This window comes from Aquidulcibacter paucihalophilus, assembly GCF_002105465.1.
Lineage (GTDB): Bacteria > Pseudomonadota > Alphaproteobacteria > Caulobacterales > Aquidulcibacteraceae > Aquidulcibacter > Aquidulcibacter paucihalophilus.
Genome location: NZ_NCSQ01000058.1, coordinates 59218 through 75580 on the forward strand (window position 1 = coordinate 59218; position 16363 = coordinate 75580).

Annotated in this window: 18 protein-coding genes; 11 read left to right on the forward strand and 7 right to left on the reverse strand. The window is 56.7% G+C overall.

Annotation, left to right across the window (positions count from 1 at the left end):
- The first annotated feature begins 157 nt into the window (after positions 1-157).
- A complete protein-coding gene (locus B7364_RS04820; RefSeq protein WP_085338797.1) occupies positions 158-886 on the forward strand; it encodes a DnaJ C-terminal domain-containing protein in 729 nt (242 codons plus the stop codon).
- 7 nt (positions 887-893) lie between these two features.
- Here the strand turns inward: B7364_RS04820 and rsmD are convergent, their stop codons facing one another.
- Both rsmD and B7364_RS04830 read right to left on the reverse strand, forming a co-directional pair.
- Positions 894-1454, reverse strand: a complete 561-nt coding sequence (gene rsmD / locus B7364_RS04825; RefSeq protein WP_085338798.1) for a 16S rRNA (guanine(966)-N(2))-methyltransferase RsmD — start codon at positions 1452-1454, stop codon at positions 894-896.
- A gap of 11 nt (positions 1455-1465) precedes the next feature.
- A complete protein-coding gene (locus tag B7364_RS04830) occupies positions 1466-2014 on the reverse strand; it encodes a DUF1003 domain-containing protein (RefSeq protein ID WP_232780811.1) in 549 nt (182 codons plus the stop codon).
- A 74-nt stretch (positions 2015-2088) separates the two neighbouring features.
- Between B7364_RS04830 and grxC the strand changes: the two genes are divergently transcribed.
- The 4 genes from grxC (at position 2089) to B7364_RS04850 (ending at position 5384) form a co-directional block, all read left to right on the forward strand.
- Positions 2089-2343: a glutaredoxin 3 gene (grxC, locus tag B7364_RS04835; RefSeq protein ID WP_085338799.1), complete on the forward strand. Its 255-nt coding sequence runs from the start codon at positions 2089-2091 to the stop codon at positions 2341-2343.
- Between the two features lie 2 nt (positions 2344-2345).
- On the forward strand, positions 2346-3164 hold the full coding sequence (locus B7364_RS04840; RefSeq protein WP_085338800.1) for a carbon-nitrogen hydrolase family protein: 819 nt from the start codon (positions 2346-2348) through the stop codon (positions 3162-3164).
- Positions 3161-3640 carry a DUF1178 family protein gene (locus B7364_RS04845; protein ID WP_085338801.1) on the forward strand — a complete coding sequence of 160 codons (480 nt, stop codon included), beginning with the start codon at positions 3161-3163 and terminating at the stop codon, positions 3638-3640. The genes B7364_RS04840 and B7364_RS04845 overlap by 4 nt, the downstream gene beginning before the upstream one ends.
- Positions 3641-3734: 94 nt before the next feature.
- Positions 3735-5384 carry an amidohydrolase gene (locus B7364_RS04850; RefSeq protein ID WP_085338802.1) on the forward strand — a complete coding sequence of 550 codons (1650 nt, stop codon included), beginning with the start codon at positions 3735-3737 and terminating at the stop codon, positions 5382-5384.
- Positions 5385-5391: 7 nt separating this feature from the next.
- Here B7364_RS04850 and B7364_RS04855 read toward each other — a convergent pair whose 3' ends face one another.
- The gene (locus B7364_RS04855; protein ID WP_085338803.1) at positions 5392-5658 is read right to left on the reverse strand and encodes a type II toxin-antitoxin system RelB/DinJ family antitoxin; all 267 of its coding nucleotides are present in this window, start codon (positions 5656-5658) and stop codon (positions 5392-5394) included.
- A gap of 203 nt (positions 5659-5861) precedes the next feature.
- Complete coding sequence (locus B7364_RS04860; protein ID WP_085338804.1) at positions 5862-6431, reverse strand: hypothetical protein; 570 nt, start codon at positions 6429-6431, stop codon at positions 5862-5864.
- Between the two features lie 215 nt (positions 6432-6646).
- On the opposite strand from B7364_RS04860, the gene alaS reads away from it, so the two are divergent.
- The 5 genes from alaS (at position 6647) to B7364_RS04885 (ending at position 12100) form a co-directional block, all read left to right on the forward strand.
- Positions 6647-9292: an alanine--tRNA ligase gene (gene alaS, locus B7364_RS04865; protein ID WP_085338805.1), complete on the forward strand. Its 2646-nt coding sequence runs from the start codon at positions 6647-6649 to the stop codon at positions 9290-9292.
- Positions 9293-9745, forward strand: a complete 453-nt coding sequence (locus tag B7364_RS04870) for a hypothetical protein (protein ID WP_085338806.1) — start codon at positions 9293-9295, stop codon at positions 9743-9745.
- 81 nt (positions 9746-9826) lie between these two features.
- The gene (locus tag B7364_RS04875; protein WP_106407560.1) at positions 9827-10189 is read left to right on the forward strand and encodes an Mpo1-like protein; all 363 of its coding nucleotides are present in this window, start codon (positions 9827-9829) and stop codon (positions 10187-10189) included.
- A gap of 82 nt (positions 10190-10271) precedes the next feature.
- Positions 10272-11066 carry a peroxide stress protein YaaA gene (yaaA, locus tag B7364_RS04880; RefSeq protein ID WP_085338808.1) on the forward strand — a complete coding sequence of 265 codons (795 nt, stop codon included), beginning with the start codon at positions 10272-10274 and terminating at the stop codon, positions 11064-11066.
- Positions 11066-12100, forward strand: coding sequence for a patatin-like phospholipase family protein (locus B7364_RS04885; RefSeq protein ID WP_085338809.1), 1035 nt, complete (start codon positions 11066-11068; stop codon positions 12098-12100). Before yaaA ends, B7364_RS04885 begins: the two co-directional genes overlap by 1 nt.
- Here B7364_RS04885 and B7364_RS04890 read toward each other — a convergent pair.
- Together B7364_RS04890 and B7364_RS04895 are read right to left on the reverse strand one after the other, a co-directional pair.
- Positions 12097-13362, reverse strand: a complete 1266-nt coding sequence (locus tag B7364_RS04890) for an MFS transporter (protein ID WP_085338810.1) — start codon at positions 13360-13362, stop codon at positions 12097-12099. The two genes, B7364_RS04885 and B7364_RS04890, sit on opposite strands and share 4 nt — an antisense overlap.
- A gap of 142 nt (positions 13363-13504) precedes the next feature.
- A complete protein-coding gene (locus B7364_RS04895; protein WP_085338811.1) occupies positions 13505-14179 on the reverse strand; it encodes an SOS response-associated peptidase in 675 nt (224 codons plus the stop codon).
- Positions 14180-14193: 14 nt separating this feature from the next.
- On the opposite strand from B7364_RS04895, the gene B7364_RS04900 reads away from it, so the two are divergent.
- Entirely contained in the window at positions 14194-14646 is a 453-nt protein-coding gene (locus B7364_RS04900; protein WP_085338812.1) for an NUDIX hydrolase, read from the forward strand.
- Here the strand turns inward: B7364_RS04900 and B7364_RS04905 are convergent.
- Complete coding sequence (locus B7364_RS04905) at positions 14643-16232, reverse strand: hypothetical protein (RefSeq protein WP_085338813.1); 1590 nt, start codon at positions 16230-16232, stop codon at positions 14643-14645. The two genes, B7364_RS04900 and B7364_RS04905, sit on opposite strands and share 4 nt — an antisense overlap.
- Positions 16233-16363: the final 131 nt, after the last annotated feature.

Below are 16363 nucleotides of genomic sequence, written 5' to 3' on the forward strand. Positions count from 1 at the left end.
GTGCAGCGCCTGCCAATCGCCAACTCGCGACCTCAAATGGATCTCACGGGGAGTTGAAAAATTGCGCTGCCCTGCCTGCAGAAATCACGCGTTAAAAGGTGAAATTTAACGATTGAATTTACACGTCGTTAACCGTGCCGAGACGATGGTCTGACCCATGTCTTCACCCTATGCCATCCTCGGGCTAGAGCCCAATGCTGATCCTCGTGCCGCCAAGGCCGCGTTTCATGCTGTCGCCAAATCCTGCCACCCCGATGTGAATTCGGACCCTCAGGCACGACAACGTTTTGAAGAGGCCCGTGAAGCTTACCGCGTCATCACCTTGGGTGCGGCTTCGGCGGATATTGGCCGCGTCGGCAGCCCGCGCGCTGGTCGCATGACGGAAATTGATCTTGAAGTTTCAGTCTGGATCGCCGCCCGTGGCGGTTCGGTCAAAGGCTCCTGCCCACTTGGCAAAGCCAGTGTCCGTGTCCCGGCTGGTGCTCGTTCTGGCGACCGCATCATTGCCCGCATCGGCAAGACGGATGTGGCCTGCGTGATCCGCATTGAAGACACCGACGGTTTTGAGATTGATGGTGGTAACATCGTGACCACGCTGACTCTGTCGGCTGCGCAGGCTAAATCTGGCGGTGGCGTTGAGATCGAAACGCCCATGGGTCGTTTGCGCCTCAATGTGCCCAAGGATACCCAAGACGGTGACCGCCTTTTGGTTGCTGGCCGCGGTTTGCCCGCTACCAATGGCCGCCCAGCTGGGGACCTCTATCTTGATGTCGAAATCATCGAAACCATGACAGACCGTGCGGTTGCAGCCTTGGACAAAATCCTCGCCAAAGCCCGTCGCCCGCGTGCTGGCGGTGGCCTGTTTGGTCAAGATCAAGTCGCCTAAACGCGCGCTAAACCGGCTTCAAAAAGGACACTTCGGCTGCGCCATAGCTACGGCTATCAATCGTTTCATAGCCCTCAGCCTGAAGTGGCACCTCGCCTCGACCGCGCTCCAGCATGATGAGCGCGCCATCATGTAACCACCCCTGCCGCAAGCCTTTAAGGGCTGCCAAATCAAAACCTTTGGCATAGGGCGGATCGAGAAACACCAGATCAAAAGGGCCATTGGCTGACGCTGGCATCGCCCCCAAATCCGTCGCATCACGCTTCCAAATGCGGCTTATGCCTTGGGCCGAACAAGCCTCAATATTGGTGGCAAGTGCCGCCCTCGCCGCAGGGTCAGTATCGACGAACAAACAATGCGCCGCGCCGCGTGATAAGGCCTCCAAGCCCAGCCCGCCTGTTCCAGCAAACAAATCCAGCACCTTCGCCCCAGCTAGGCCGGACGACCATGGGGCGTGCTCCAAAATATTGAAAATAGCTTGACGCGCCCGATCCGAGGTCGGCCTTGTTGCATCCCCGGCAGGCGCAACCAAGGCCTTCCCTTTCCACCGCCCTGAAACAATTCGCATAAATTCAGCCTCTAAGTCGTTTGGGCCAAATGGCGGTCGAGTTTGTCATGTAGCTGGGTGATATGTTGGCGCAACAGGGCAATTTCATGCTCGGCCTTCACATTGACCTCATAATCCATGCGGGTGGTCAGGCGATCTTTCTCGGCCTGGCGGTTTTGGGCCATCATGATGATGGGCGCTTGGATGGCTGCCAGCATCGACAGGATCAAGTTCAAGAAGATGAAAGGATAGGGATCAAAGCGGGCTTGGCCGTGCAAAATGACCAAGTTCAACAGCGCCCAGATGACTAGAAAAACACAAAAACCGATCACAAAACCCCACGAACCGCCGACCTCCGCGACCCGGTCTGCCAGCTTCTGACCAAAGGTAGTTTGCAGCTCAAATGCTTCGTTTGCATCCTGCGTGCTGTGAACGCGGTGCGCAATGGCGCACACCAAAGCTTGGTCCTTCGCAGAAAGTCGTGCAAATCCACCCTCTTCGAGGAGGATTTGACCCAACATATGCGCATGACTAGGGGGCTGATCAGCAGGAACGGTCGCTGAAGTGTAAGATTGGGTCATGGTAGGGGCTCCAAATCAGGCTAATCATCTCTATATGACAAAGATGCGAACCACAATTTTTTAGGATCGGTCCCATGGCAGCAGTCACCATCTATACCAAGTATTTTTGCCCCTATTGCGAGCGGGCCTTAGCTCTCTTGGAAAAGAAGGGTGCCGATATCACCAATATCGAAGCCGCTTCCAACCCGGAGGTCCGCGCCAAGATGAATGAATTATCCGGGCGCAACACGTTTCCACAGATCTTCATCGGCGGAACCCATATTGGTGGCTGCGATGACTTGATGGCACTCGAGGCCAAGGGTGGTCTCGATCCCTTGTTGAGCGCCTAGCCTTGGTTAAGGTCGCGCTCCTCCAATTGCGCACGCCGGCACGCTTGGATGCCGCGCGCGCGCAGCTTGAACCCTTACTGACCCGCGCCGCCAAGGCTGGGGCCAAGCTGATCGTGACACCCGAAGGCACCAATATCCTACAACGCGACCGGGCCCGCTTTGATGAAGCGGCCCTTTTTGAGGATGAGCCAGAGGCGCTGGATTGGTATGGCGAACAAGCCAAGGCCCATGGGGTGCATCTGCTGATTGGCTCGGCCCTATTAAAGCGACGCAGCGGCAAAGCAGCCAATCGCAGCCATTTGTTTGGCCCGGACGGCAGCCTTTTGGCCACCTATGACAAGATCCATCTCTTTGATGTGAATTTGGGTGCCGGGCAAGAAACGCGCGAAAGCCAAGCCTATGAGCCGGGCGACAAAGCCGTCGTCGTGGAAACAGACTTTGGTACTTTGGGCCTGACCATTTGCTATGATGTGCGCTTCCCGCATTTGTATCGGGATTTGGCAAAAGCCGGGGCCCAAATTATCGCGGTACCCGCAGCCTTTACTGCCCCCACCGGCAAAGCGCATTGGCATACTTTGTTGCGTGCCCGCGCGATTGAGACGGGTGCTTTCATTCTGGCCGCCGCCCAAGGTGGTAATCACGAGGATGGCCGCGCCACTTTTGGCCACAGTCTGATTGTTTCCCCATGGGGTGAAATCATTGGTGAACTTCCTCACGATAATCTGGCTGTGTTGTTTGCCGAACTCGATCTCGAGCGCGTTGGTAGCGCCCGTGAGAAAATTCCTTGTTTGACCCATGACCGTGACTATCAAAGCCCATGATTAAATATGCGCTTCGCTGTGATCGGGCCCATGATTGGGAGGCCTGGTTTGATTCCATCTCAGGCTATGAAACCCAAGTCGAACGCGGCTTGGTTGAATGCCCCTTATGTGGCTCAAAGGCCGTTGAGAAAGCACCAATGGCCCCGGCAGTCCTGTTGTCAAAATCTGCCCGCCCTGCCCCACCTGCTGGGACTGAGACGCCCGTGCCGCTGACCAATGCTCCGGATACTTTGAGCTTGCCAGAACCTGTCAAAGCCTTCTTCCATGGCTGGAAGGAACATATCGAGAAGAATTACGATTATGTTGGCGACGCCTTTGCCAAAGAAGTGCGCGCGATGCATAAAGGCGAGACAGAAGAGCGTCTCGTCTATGGCCAAGCGACGGCCAAAGAAGCCAAAGAGCTGATTGAGGACGGTATTTCCGTCGCACCTTTACCCGCACTTGCAACTCCAAAGCCCGTCCGCGGGTATCATTAGGGCGCAGGACTTTGGCTGTGGGTGGACCCCCCTCAGCGATTGACAGCCAAGCCTATGTGCCTGACTCTCCATCTTTCGGAGAGGGAGAATGGGTATGAATCGTCGCGATCTATTGGCACTTGGGTCGGCGAGCCTATTGGGCGGTCCAGTTTTGGCCTCACCCCCCTCCACTCGAACGATCTTAACAGGCGGCCCCATCTATACAGGCGTGGCGGGTCAAGCCCCCGCGCAGGCCGTTGCGATTGAGGGGAGCACAATTGTGGCTGTCGGCAGCTTGCGCACGGTTCGCGCCGCCCTGCCGCGTGCCAAGGAGATTGATCTGGCCGGGGCAGCCGCTCTACCGGGCCTCGTCGACAGCCACGCCCATATGACGGGTATTGGCTTGCGCGAAATGACCTTAAACCTTGATAGCGTCAAATCCATTGGGGAGCTTCAGGCCAAGCTTGCTGCTTGGGTGGTCCAAAATCCAACGGGGCCAATAGCCGGGCGTGGCTGGATTGAAACCCATTGGCCCGAAGGCCGTTTCCCGACCCGCCACGATGTGGATGCGATTGTGCCAGACAGGCCTTTGCTTTTGGGTCGTTCTGATGGCCATGCCGCTTTGGCAAATACGGCCTTGCTGAGACTTGCCGGGATTGATGCAAGCACGCAAAGCCCTGCTGGCGGGCAAATCTTGAAAGATGCCTCGGGCGAGCCAACTGGCATGCTGATTGATAATGCCCAAGCTCTCGTAGAAAGCCGGATGCCAACGGCAACGTCAGACATGATCCGCCAAGCCTTGGTTAAAGCAGACCGCCTTTATGCCTCACGCGGTTGGACGGGCCTGCATAATATGAGCGTATCGGGTGAGGATTTGATCGCTTTGAAAGCGCTAGCGCTTTCTGGTGAGGTTCAATTGCGGGTCGATAATTATCTCGACATCCCCTTTGCCACCGAGGTTTTGTCACGCGGGCCGAGCGTCGATGCCACGGGGCGGATTGGCACGCGCGGGGTGAAAATCTATTCCGACGGGGCCTTAGGCTCTCGCGGGGCAGCCCTGCTTGCACCCTATGCCGATGCACCGGATTCAGAAGGCCTGTTGTTGACACCAGAAACCCAAGTCCTAGCCGTGCTGGAGCGGGCCAAAAAGTCCGGCGCACAAGTGGCCATGCATGCCATTGGTGACCGCGGCAATCGGCAAAGTCTGGACTGGTTTGAACGCGTCTTGGGCCCTGCCAGAACCAATCGCCGCTGGCGGATTGAGCATGCGCAAGTGGTCTCGCCACCCGATATGCCGCGTTTTGCGAAACTGGGCGTGATCGCGTCCATGCAGCCATCCCATGCCATTGGCGACCTGTTCTTTGCCCCCGCGCGATTGGGTCCAGACCGCCTTAAAGGAGCCTATGCTTGGACAAGCCTATTGAAGACGGGTGCTGTTGTTTGCGGCGGCTCTGACGCGCCAGTTGAACAAGGCGATCCGCGCATTGAATTCTATGCCGCGATTTATCGCCATGCGCTCACGGGCTATGTCGGCCCGGATTGGGGATTGGAAGAGCGCGTATCCCGACAGCAAGCCCTTACCATGTTCACCCGTTCTGCCGCCTATGCCGTGGGCGCCGAGCGCCGCCGGGGCACACTAGCCGTCGGCCAAGCCGCCAGCATCAGCGTCTTCTCGCGCGATTTCATGGCCGCCAAGCCCGCCGACATTCTCGACGCCAAAACCGTCCTCACCATGGTCGACGGCAAGATTGTGTATGAGGGTTAGGGCTGGGTTAGTCGTCGGCGCTGTTCAGATAATTCATTAAGTCGTCGACGCGCTCAAAGCGCTTGCCCTTCCCGGCTCGCGCCTCATCCATGGCCGCTTGCGTAGCCTGATTGGGGACCTTCACGTCAAAAGGCAAAGCCCGTTCAGCCGCGACTCGCACCAGCATCATGCGGATGGCGTCCGAAACCGACAGCCCCATTTTTTCGAGAACTTCTGTCGCTTCTTGCTTCAGATCTGCGCTGATGCGCGCCCGCACAACTTGATCGCTAGCCATGATTAACGTCCAATCAGATATTTGTAGCTACAATATAGCTACAAATATCGTACATGGAAGTGAGTTTGTTGCTGCTTTGGGCAACGAAAGCCCAGTTTGTTCAATAGCACTTTCGGCTAGGCTCACACAGCGAACTCTTGCAATGCCTGCTCCATGTCGGCGAGGCACACCGGACTATTTGAGTGGGTGCCACCAAAGGCTTTTCAGTATTGCACATCATCCATGCACTCGAACCCGGTAAAATTCTTCTTCTCATTGACGACGACGCTAGAACACTTGCCATCGTTCTCGAACTTGCATGAAAAGCTAATTTCGCCAAATTTTTCGCATTTTTGACCAAGTGTCGATGCAGGCAGACTGGGCTCTGAAATATTGTAGCTTGGTCCCATGCCAGCCCCGAACTGAACGTCATATGTTAAGAGCGACCACCCAGCGTCCTCACCAATTGGATCGCCATAGCGAAACTGGCAAATTCCAATTTCCTGCAGAAAGCTCTCTGAAGACTTACGCTTTAGCGTGCTTGCTCGTTGCTGAATGAGTGTCTGCGCGCACAATTCTTGCATTTGCGAAAGACCACTTGGTGAGATTTCACAAGCGGACGCTTCTGAAAAGACCCGTTCTTTGCGTTGGCAGTCTTTTTGGGCGGCGGCAACCTTTGGCACTAGTGACGCATCAACTGCTTCTTGCTTGGTCCCGCCTTGAATCGTCCAGAGAGCAATCACGAAGGCAACAACAAATAGTCCAGCTAGCAAAACCCGCCGATGTCGTTTCATTCGGAAAACTTTCACGCAAAATCGGCTAATACGAGTCGTGACCCCCCGGTATTATATCACATCGAATGGTTCTCCAACTTCACATTGTGAGGATTGGCGACACCACCCCGCCCCCTGCAATCCATCCCGCAAGCCACTTGGCGTTGCGGCCATGGCTGCCTATAGATTTGCCAACACAATTCTAAGCGGCACGTCAGGTGCCTGGACGGGAAGTTATGGCTAGCGTTAACGACATTCGGACCGCGTTTTTGGACTTTTTCAAATCCAAGGGTCATACAATCATGGCCTCAAGCCCGTTGGTGCCGCATAATGACCCGACCTTGATGTTCACCAATGCCGGGATGGTGCAGTTCAAGAACGTGTTCACAGGGGCCGAAAACCCGCCGCAACCGCCACGTGCGGTGACGAGCCAAAAGTGCGTCCGCGCGGGTGGTAAGCACAATGACCTCGACAATGTCGGCTATACGGCGCGCCACCATACTTTCTTTGAAATGCTGGGCAATTTTTCGTTCGGCGATTATTTCAAAGAAGATGCCATCAGCCATGCGTGGGAGTTATTGACCAAGGACTTTGGCATTAATCCGGCCAAACTGATCGTGACCGTCTATCACACCGATGACGAGGCGCGCGCACTATGGCGCAAGATTGCAGGCCTTTCTGATGACCGCATCATCTCCATCCCCACCAGCGATAACTTCTGGTCAATGGGCGATACGGGCCCTTGCGGGCCCTGCAGCGAAATCTTCTATGATCATGGCGACCACATTTGGGGTGGTGTGCCGGGCAGTGCCGAAGAAGATGGTGATCGCTGGATTGAGATTTGGAACCTCGTCTTCATGCAGTTTGAGCGCCATGCCGATGGCAGCCAAACCAGCCTACCAAAACCCAGCATCGACACTGGCATGGGGCTAGAGCGGGTGTCGGCCGTCCTACAGGGCGTACACGACAATTATGACATCGACCTGTTCAAGACCTTGATTGCCGCATCTGAAAACCTGACCGGGGTGAAGGCAGAAGGCGATAAACGCGCCAGCCACCGGGTGATTGCCGACCATATTCGCGCCTCCAGCTTCCTGATCGCCGATGGGGTTACGCCTTCGAATGAAGGACGCGGCTATGTGCTGCGCCGCATCATGCGCCGTGCCATGCGCCATGCGCATATGCTGGGTGCGAGTGAGCCATTGCTGCACCGCTTGGCCCCAGTTCTGATCCAAGAAATGGGTGGCGCTTATTCAGAACTGCGCCGCGCAGAAGCTTTCATCACCTCAACCCTAGAGCAGGAAGAAGTGCGCTTCCGCCGTACTTTGGGTCGCGGTCTGTCCTTGCTGGAGGAAGAAAGTGCGGGGCTATCCAAAGGCCAAGAATTGCCAGGCAAGGCAGCCTTCCAGCTCTACGACACCTATGGCTTCCCGGTGGACCTGACCCAAGACGTGCTGCGTGCACGCGGGATCGGCGTCGATATGGCAGGCTTTCATGCCGCTATGGACGAGCAAAAGGCTTTGGCACGGGCCGCTTGGGCTGGCAGTGGCGAAGCGGGGACTGATGCCATTTGGTTGACCTTGAAGGATGAACAAGGCGGCAGCGAATTCTTGGGCTATAGCCAAAGCGAAGCCAGTGGCCAGTTGGCCGCTATCATTGTGGGCGGTGCTAAAGTTGATGCGCTGGCTAAAGGTGACAGCGGCGAGCTCGTCTTCAACCAAACCCCCTTCTATGCCGAAAGTGGTGGTCAAGCTGGGGATCACGGTGTGATCCGCTTTGATAATGGTGCCGTTTTCGAAGTCGAAGATACTTTGAAGCGTGCCGGGGCCATCCATGGCCATAAAGGCAAATTGGTAGATGGCGCGATCAAAGTGGGCGATGCGGCGCTCTTGTCCATCGATACCGCCCGCCGCAATGCCATCCGCGCCAACCACAGCGCCACACACTTAATGCATGCGGCGCTGCAAAACGTCTTGGGCCCGCATGTGACGCAGAAGGGCTCGCTGGTGGAAGCAGACCGCTTGCGCTTTGACTTTGCCCATGGCGCTGGCCTGTCGCGGGCAGAAATTGATGCCATTGAGGCTGAGGTCAATGCGGTCGTGCGGCAAAATACCGAAGCCTCCACGCGTTTGATGACGCCAGATGAAGCCATTGCCGAAGGCGCGATGGCGCTGTTTGGCGAAAAATATGGCGATGAAGTGCGCGTGCTGGCCATGGGTCGCAAACTCGATCACGCGCCCAAGTCCTATTCGGTCGAATTGTGCGGCGGCACCCACGTCAGCCGCACGGGCGATATTGGAAGCTTTGTGATCGTCTCAGAAGGCGCCGTGGCTGCAGGCGTGCGCCGGATTGAAGCCGCCACGGGCCAAGCTGCGCTGGATCACCTGAAAGCCGAAGCCGCCATTGCGCGTGCCGCGGCAGAACCCTTGAAAGCCCAATTGCCCGACCTGCCCGCGCGGATCGAAGCCATGATTGCAGAGCGTAAGCGGCTGGAAAAAGAACTGACCGACGCTAAGCAAAAACTGGCTCTCGGTGGCGGCGGTGGTGCCGCAGCGGCGATTGAAGAGATCAAGGGCATCAAGCTCGACGCCCGCATTCTCGATGGGATCGGGGCAAAGGACTTGCGCCCCATGGTCAACGAGGCAATCCAAAAGCTGGGCACTGGGGTTGTGGCCTATGTTGCTGCAGCCGACGGCAAAGCCGCGATCGCTGTGGCCAGCACGGTCGCCAGCGTCAGCGCGGTTGATCTCGTCAAAGTGGCCGTGGCGGCGATGGGCGGGCAAGGCGGTGGCGGCAAGCCTGACTTTGCCCAAGGGGGTGCGCCGACGGCGGATACCGCCGCAGCTGGTTTAGACGCCGTGAAAGCGGCGATGGCCAGCTAGATGAAATCGCTGGACTTTCTGATCCTCATCCCGACCGATCCCACCTATGTGCCCAGCGAGGCGCAAGCCGAAGCAGGGGCCGACGCGCTCGAGGCCCTGCTGCCGCGCGCGCAGGAAGTCACCTATGACATGTTTGACGATGTGCGCTTCATAGATGCAGGCGAGGCCTTTGAGGCCATCACCTGCCCGCTCTGCAGGAAGGATGCGCAAGCTTGGTGGGAAGGCGCAATGGATCAGGCGGCGGAGGCCGAGTTTGAGGATTTGGCCGTAGTGGCAGCCTGTTGCGGCGGGCAAACCAATCTGAACGCGCTGATCTATCAGCCCGCTGCCGCCTTTGGCCGCTTCACCTTGGTTGCCGCCAATGCCGGTGTCGGCAAACTCGCCCCCGAGGCTCTTGTCCCGATTGAGGCGGCACTGGGCTGTGCGGTGCGTGTGGTGCGGCAGAAGGTTTAGGGGCAGATCCCAATAAAAATTTTTCCCCAAATAGCCGAGTGGGCCCTTGCGCTTCTGGGCGGGCCACCACACATGCACAGCATGACCGACGAACACGCCACCACCACTTCGACCGAAGCACCAAACTCCACCCCTGCCCGCTTTGCGAGCTTTGAGGAGTTTTACCCCTTTTATCTGTCTGAGCACCAAAATGTGATCAGCCGCCGCCTTCATATTGTGGGCACGGGCCTGGTTTGTCTGTGTTTGCTCAATGTCGTCCTGTGGGGCGTCGTCGGCGGGTTTGAATATTTGGTCGCAGCCCCCATTGTCGGCTATGGCTTTGCTTGGGTTGGCCATTTCTTCTTTGAAAAGAATAAGCCCGCCACCTTTACCTATCCCGCTTGGAGCCTGATGGGCGACTTCAAGATGTTTGGTGAAACCATCACGGGTAAGCGCGCTTTCTAAGCGGCCTATAGGCCAATCCGCACCCTGCAGGGGGCAAGCATCATGCATTGCCCCCTCGCCCAAGCATCCCTATTTTAAAGTGATGCTGATTCTTCTCTCCCCTGCTAAAAACCTAAATTATGCGCCGGTCGAGCTAGAGCTTCCGGCTACCAAGCCGCGTCTTGAAGCCGATATTGCCGCCCTTGCCAAAGTAACGGCCAAGCTGAAGCGTTCAGAGATCGCGAAGCTGATGCATTTGTCGGACAATTTGGCGGAGCTGAATTATCAGCGCTTTCAAGCTTTTGACCCGGCACTGGAGGGACCGGAGGTGTTGCAGGCAGCCCTCGCCTTTAATGGGGACGTCTATCAAGGCTTGCAGGCACGCGATTTAAGTGCGGAAGACCTTCATTGGGCGCAGGATCATGTGCGTATTCTATCTGGCCTCTATGGCCTCTTGCGCCCGCTCGATGTGATCGCGCCCTATCGGCTAGAGATGGGCACGCGGCTGAAAACCAAACGTGGGGAAAGCCTCTATGATTTCTGGGGTGACCGTCTGTCCAAGGCCATCAATGCCGATTTAGCGGGCCAACCCACGCCTACGGTCTTGAACCTCGCTTCCACCGAATATTTCAGCGCCGTCTCGAAAAAGGCTTTGAAGGCGCGCGTCATTACCGCGCATTTTAAAGAGATAAAGGATGGCGAGGCCCGCGTTTTGAGCTTTTATGCCAAGCGCGCACGTGGCGCGATGGCCCGCTTCTGTATCGAAAATCGGATCATCGACCCTGAAGGCATCAAGGCCTTTGATCGGGATGGCTATCGCTATGACGAGACAAGCTCTCAGCCCGACATGTGGGTGTTTTCGCGGCCGCAACCTCCCGGCAAAGTGGGCTCGCTTTGATGAGCAAACCTTCTCTCAATATTGCGCTCCAAGGTGGCGGCTCGCACGGGGCCTTTGCGTGGGGGATTTTGGATGGCCTGTTGGAAGAAGGCCGGTTTGATATTGCCGCCATCACAGCCACCAGTGCGGGGGCGATGAATGCTGTCGTCTGCGCCGATGGGCTACGCACAGGCGGCAATCTGGGTGCGCGTGAGGCACTTAACCGATTTTGGGAGAAAATCAGCACTGCGCGTGGGCCCTTTAGCCCAGTCAGCCTGAATGCCATTCGCAAAGCTTTTGACCCATTTGGCCTCTTTAAGGCGGCAAGCTTTCAATGGTTTGATGCCTTGACCAGCGTCGCCAGCCCCTACGAGTTTAATCCCTGGAATTTCAACCCATTACGCGACACTCTTCAGGATGTGGTGGACTTTGAAAGCCTGGTGAAAGACCCGCCCCTTAAGCTCTTCATCGCTGCCACCAATGTGAAGAGTGGGCGGGCAAAAGTGTTTCGAACCCACGAGGTTAGCGCCGATGTGGCCTTAGCTTCAGCTTGCTTGCCCTATTTGTTCCAAGCGGTTGAAGTCGATGGGGAAGCCTATTGGGATGGCGGCTATATGGCCAATCCGGCGCTGTGGCCGCTCTTTTACGAGGCGGGGCTGCCCGATGATGTGCTGTTATGCGCCCTCAACCCCCAAACCCTCGACACCGTGCCCAAGACCAGCGCGGCCATTATGGACCGGCTGAACGAGATCACCTTCAATGCCAGCCTGATTGCCGAATTGCGCGCCATCGCCTTTGTCCAGCGTCTGCTGGAAGATGAGGAGATGGGCAGCAAATTGAAGGACCGCTATCGGGCGGTGAAGGTCCATGCGATCAAGGCTGATGATGCGTTGAAAGGTCTTGGAGCTGCCAGCAAATTCAACACCGACTGGGATTTTCTGACTGGCCTGCGCGATCAGGGCCGGGCGGCTTGGCAAGCTTGGTCTAAGTCCTGCGGCACGGCGGTGGGTCACCACAGCACGGTCGATTTAGCCAAGGACTTTCTTGACCGCTAAGCTTTGGTGTCTTCGGCCTCTTCGCCTTCACCAAGCACGCGACCTTTGGTTTCAGGCAAACAGATAATTGCGATTAAGGCCAGAACCACCATGGGCATGATGGCGATTAAGGCATGGCCCAAGCCGCCCAATACCGGGATCAGGAAAGCAACCAAACTGCCGCCCAAAATCGCACCGCTTGAGGCGCCAATCTCGGATGTGCCAGCAACGGTTGCCCGCGCCTTGGTGGGGATAAGCTCTGTCATGGTTGCCCGCAGCGCTACCGAGGCAGCAAACCACGCCATGTACCCAATGCTGAGCGCCCCACCGACAAAGCCAAATGTGCTGTTGAGATAGACGCCGGAGAGACCCAGCACGCAGATCAGGGTCGCAATCATGGCAACCGGCTTGCGCCCAAATCGGTCTGCCAGTCGCCCGCCCAAAAAGGTTCCAACAAGACCAATCATGCCTGCGGCAAAGGAGACAAGCGCCACTTGGCTCGGCTCCCACTTGGCGACCGATTGTAGATATTGCGAATTATAGGACAAAGCGGGCGAGATCGGCAGCCAGAATAGGAAATAGGCGATCCCAATCAACAGCACCGGTCGTCGATATATGCGGATCAGCTCGAATTGATTGGCTTGTTTTGCTTGATTTGCGGCAAGGAAAGCAGCGCTTTCTGGAAGTGCCAAACGCCAAATGATGGACAAAAGCGCAGGAACCGCCCCAGCCGCATACATAAAGCGCCAGGCATCGGACTGGTCGGCAAAACTGCCATAGACCGCCAATGCCACCCCGTCGCCAGAGGCACCCAGCAGGGACAAGAGGCCCAACATCCAAGCCCGAGCTTGGGGAGGGGCGGCTTCTGCCAACAGCACAACCGCCAACAATTCATCGACCATCGTGAACAGGCGGGTAAAAAAAAGCCCACCCGCCAACATCACAGGGTTGAGCGCGGCGGCGGTCAACAGCGCGGAAGCTGAAAAGCCCAAGATCGCCATCAGGAAAAGCGGCTTGCGGCCAATCCGGTCTGCCATCAAGGTCAGCATCACAGCTGGGATTGCACCGACTTTGGCAAGGGTACCGATCAGGATCGAAGTCTGGTCGTCATAGCCAAAAGCCTGCTGGAATTGCGGCAAGGCCAGCGTGGAAAGCTGGAAATCATAGCGACTCGCCATGAAGGCGGTGCCAACCACAAACAGTAAAAACCAGACCTCCTTGGAAATCTTCGGGCGGTTACCCGCATCAGATGGACCGGACTGGGGTTGTGCCTCACCACGCATCTCAATTCCCTCGCTTTTCGAATATCGCACGCAGGGTTGGATGGGCTGGAAAATCCGGTCCGATTCCAAACGTCTAGGTTAAAGTCTAACGCCATTTGTGCAAGCTTGTCTTCCTCAAAATACCACCCAGCCTACCAAAGTTTCAGGCAACTGGCTCTAGGCACGCTGCATCATCATGGCTGACCTTATTGACGCGGTCGCTGACTTGGCGCGGGACCATCACACCGTCAGCGGGCGGGACCAGCATCTGCTTTAAAACCTCTGGCGGGGTGCTGGCCGTCAACCACATGCGCCAATGGTCGGGCTCTATCACCACCGGGAACCGGTCATGCAGCTCTTTAAAGCTCTCACGGGCAGCGGTGGTGACAATGCTCATCGACAGCAATAGACCGCCCTCTTCGTCCTTGGCAGCCTCCCACAAGCCAGCAAAAGCCACGGGCTGACCATCTGACCGGGCGATGAAAAAAGGTGTGCGCTGCTTGCCGTCGCGCTTCCACTCATAAAAGCCATCAGCGGGGATCAGGCAGCGCTTGCGGGCAAAGGCAGTGCGGAAGGCGGGCTTGTCGGCCACGGTCTCGCCCCGCGCATTAAACAGGGGTCCCGTCGGTGGGTCTTTGGCCATCCAAGCCGGGCGTAAGCCCCAGCGTGCTTGCAAGATACGTGTATCGCCGGCCTGCCCGATTGCCACCATCGGGGCCATTTGGGTTGGGGCCACATTCCAGCGCGGGGCAAAATTGGGCCGATCAGCAGACCCGAAGAGGGTTGCCATCGCATCAGGCGGTAATGTCACAGCATATCGTCCACACATAGCTTCCATGCTAGCACAAAGCCATGACCCTGGAAGCCAAACCTGTTCCCGTGCCTGCGGTTGGCATTGTCTGCTTTAATGAGCTTGGCCATGTCCTGTTGATCCGCCGCGGCAATCCTCCACGACAAGGCGAATGGTCTATGCCCGGTGGCAAACTGGAGTGGGGGGAAAAGGCGATGGATGCGGCGATACGCGAACTGGCGGAAGAAACAGGCGTGACCGCCGAAATTCTGGGATTGATTGATGTGGTGGATGGAATTTTCACCAGCCGCTCCACGGGCGATGTCACGCGCCATTATGTGCTGATCGACTATGTGGCACGCTATCGCTCTGGCACGGTTCGGGCGGGCGATGATGCCAGTGAAGCGCGCTTTGTCGCCCTTGAGACCTTAGACACCTTTGGCTTGTGGGACGAGACAATCCGCATCATTCACGCAGGCCACCGCCTGTGGCTTACCGCCTTGCCTTCGGCCTAAGGATTGTGCTCGCAGGCTTGATCTTTCGGTCGCTCACCCTTTAAGCGCCACGCGAACTGACGATAGCCAAGGGGCTTATCAAAGCGATAATGCTTGGCAAACCAGGCATCAAAATCTGGATCCTCGCGCAAATAGGACAAGGTATTGAAACTAACCAAGCGATTGGCAAAGACGCGGCCATATTCTTCCACCACGACATCGGGCGGCCGACAGGTTAGGTCAGCGATATATTCACGCCGCACGCGGTCCAGCTCCATCTTGCGGAACGCCTCTTTCTTGGGATCTGCCTGGGGCACTTCCAAGCCAACCAGCATCCACATGCCATAATGACGCGAGATAATCGGGCGATCGAGGATACGGACGATGTAAAAGGCGTGTTCCGGCGAAATAGACAGAATGGCAATCCGGCTCTCTTTCGGCTCATTATTCACAAACTTGCGTAAGGTTGGGAAGACAGGCTGTCCCTTGGTAAGCAAGACACGGTTGATCGGCTTATAAATGGCCTGATGCGACAGAAGGGCGAGGCCCAGAGCGGCGAGGGTCGCAACAACCCAGCGACGCTCTGCCACCATTTTGGCTCCAATACTGACCACCAACATCAAGGACAGTCCTTGAGCGGCCAGCATGTGGTAGCGCCAACCCTTCATCTGCAGCCATATGGCCAGCAACATGGCTGTAAGGGTAACCAGAAGGCCTAATGTGAGCGACCGCTTATCCCAAGCCAAAAGCGCCATGATAAAGGGGATGATAGCAAAGCTCGTCGTGCCCAAGATAAAGCTCAAGCGGCGGCTTGGGGCGAGCTGCATGACAGGGCCAAAATTGGAATAGGCCACCATCACCATTGGTACAATGCGGGAGAAAAAGTCCTGCGCAAACAGGACGAGCGCCATGGTATAAAGCACCGCAGCGGCTGCTAGCCCTAAGGTCTCAAAGCGGATTGGCCGGTAGGCACGGCGCAAGCGCGCCATCATGCAGCCCTCGATCAGCAAAGGCACCAGGACAAACACATGTTTCAGCGCAAAGCCATAAGCGGAAAAACCCAAGGTGATCAGAAGGGCTGCCGAAGAGATCGGCTTGCCTTCCATGCGGGCCACCGCAAGGGCCGTCCACAATACCGAGGCGACAAAGAAGGCATGTTCACGCTGCCCCGTCTCGCCCAAGGGCAAAATCAGATAGGACAGTGCAAAAGCCAGCAATAAGACCTGACGCTGACCTGTCGGAACCAACTCCCGCGTCAAGCGATTTAAGGCCCAAATCGCCGACATAGCCAGCCCCGTCACCCCAACCACCAGGACGTGATAGGGGGCGACGCCGAGAAGTGTGCCCACATAATACCAAGGCAAAGCTGCCCAAAACCATAAAGGTGGGTTGGTCTCAATCACATCTTGATAAATGACTTTGCCATGCGCCATTTGCTCGGCCACATAGAGCCGCCAGACGATATCGCCTGTAGGCGTCAGCTGTAGCATCGACCACAAGCCCACAACCAAAATACCAGCCAACGCCAAGCCAAAAAGCGTGGTCGCGGTCGTGTTGGTCGCACTGCCCGTGCGTGCGCCAGACAAAAGGGAAGTGGTAAGTGTCATGCGAGACTTGTTTGACCGGGATGCAACTGTGGGATGGAAGAGCGCGCTTTAGCAGGTTCAAAGCCAAGCTAGAACACAATTTACTGCGCAACTTTGCGAAAATAGCCGTTAAAGTAAGCAAATTTCTCATC

Coding starts and splice junctions, on each gene's coding strand:
- B7364_RS04820 (WP_085338797.1), top strand. CDS start 158: ATGTCTTCACCCTATGCCATCCTCGGGCTAGAGCCCAATGCTGATCCT.
- rsmD (WP_085338798.1), bottom strand. CDS start 1,454: ATGCGAATTGTTTCAGGGCGGTGGAAAGGGAAGGCCTTGGTTGCGCCT.
- B7364_RS04830 (WP_232780811.1), bottom strand. CDS start 2,014: ATGACCCAATCTTACACTTCAGCGACCGTTCCTGCTGATCAGCCCCCT.
- grxC (WP_085338799.1), top strand. CDS start 2,089: ATGGCAGCAGTCACCATCTATACCAAGTATTTTTGCCCCTATTGCGAG.
- B7364_RS04845 (WP_085338801.1), top strand. CDS start 3,161: ATGATTAAATATGCGCTTCGCTGTGATCGGGCCCATGATTGGGAGGCC.
- B7364_RS04850 (WP_085338802.1), top strand. CDS start 3,735: ATGAATCGTCGCGATCTATTGGCACTTGGGTCGGCGAGCCTATTGGGC.
- B7364_RS04855 (WP_085338803.1), bottom strand. CDS start 5,658: ATGGCTAGCGATCAAGTTGTGCGGGCGCGCATCAGCGCAGATCTGAAG.
- B7364_RS04860 (WP_085338804.1), bottom strand. CDS start 6,431: ATGAAACGACATCGGCGGGTTTTGCTAGCTGGACTATTTGTTGTTGCC.
- alaS (WP_085338805.1), top strand. CDS start 6,647: ATGGCTAGCGTTAACGACATTCGGACCGCGTTTTTGGACTTTTTCAAA.
- B7364_RS04870 (WP_085338806.1), top strand. CDS start 9,293: ATGAAATCGCTGGACTTTCTGATCCTCATCCCGACCGATCCCACCTAT.
- B7364_RS04875 (WP_106407560.1), top strand. CDS start 9,827: ATGACCGACGAACACGCCACCACCACTTCGACCGAAGCACCAAACTCC.
- yaaA (WP_085338808.1), top strand. CDS start 10,272: ATGCTGATTCTTCTCTCCCCTGCTAAAAACCTAAATTATGCGCCGGTC.
- B7364_RS04885 (WP_085338809.1), top strand. CDS start 11,066: ATGAGCAAACCTTCTCTCAATATTGCGCTCCAAGGTGGCGGCTCGCAC.
- B7364_RS04890 (WP_085338810.1), bottom strand. CDS start 13,362: ATGCGTGGTGAGGCACAACCCCAGTCCGGTCCATCTGATGCGGGTAAC.
- B7364_RS04895 (WP_085338811.1), bottom strand. CDS start 14,179: ATGGAAGCTATGTGTGGACGATATGCTGTGACATTACCGCCTGATGCG.
- B7364_RS04900 (WP_085338812.1), top strand. CDS start 14,194: ATGACCCTGGAAGCCAAACCTGTTCCCGTGCCTGCGGTTGGCATTGTC.
- B7364_RS04905 (WP_085338813.1), bottom strand. CDS start 16,232: ATGACACTTACCACTTCCCTTTTGTCTGGCGCACGCACGGGCAGTGCG.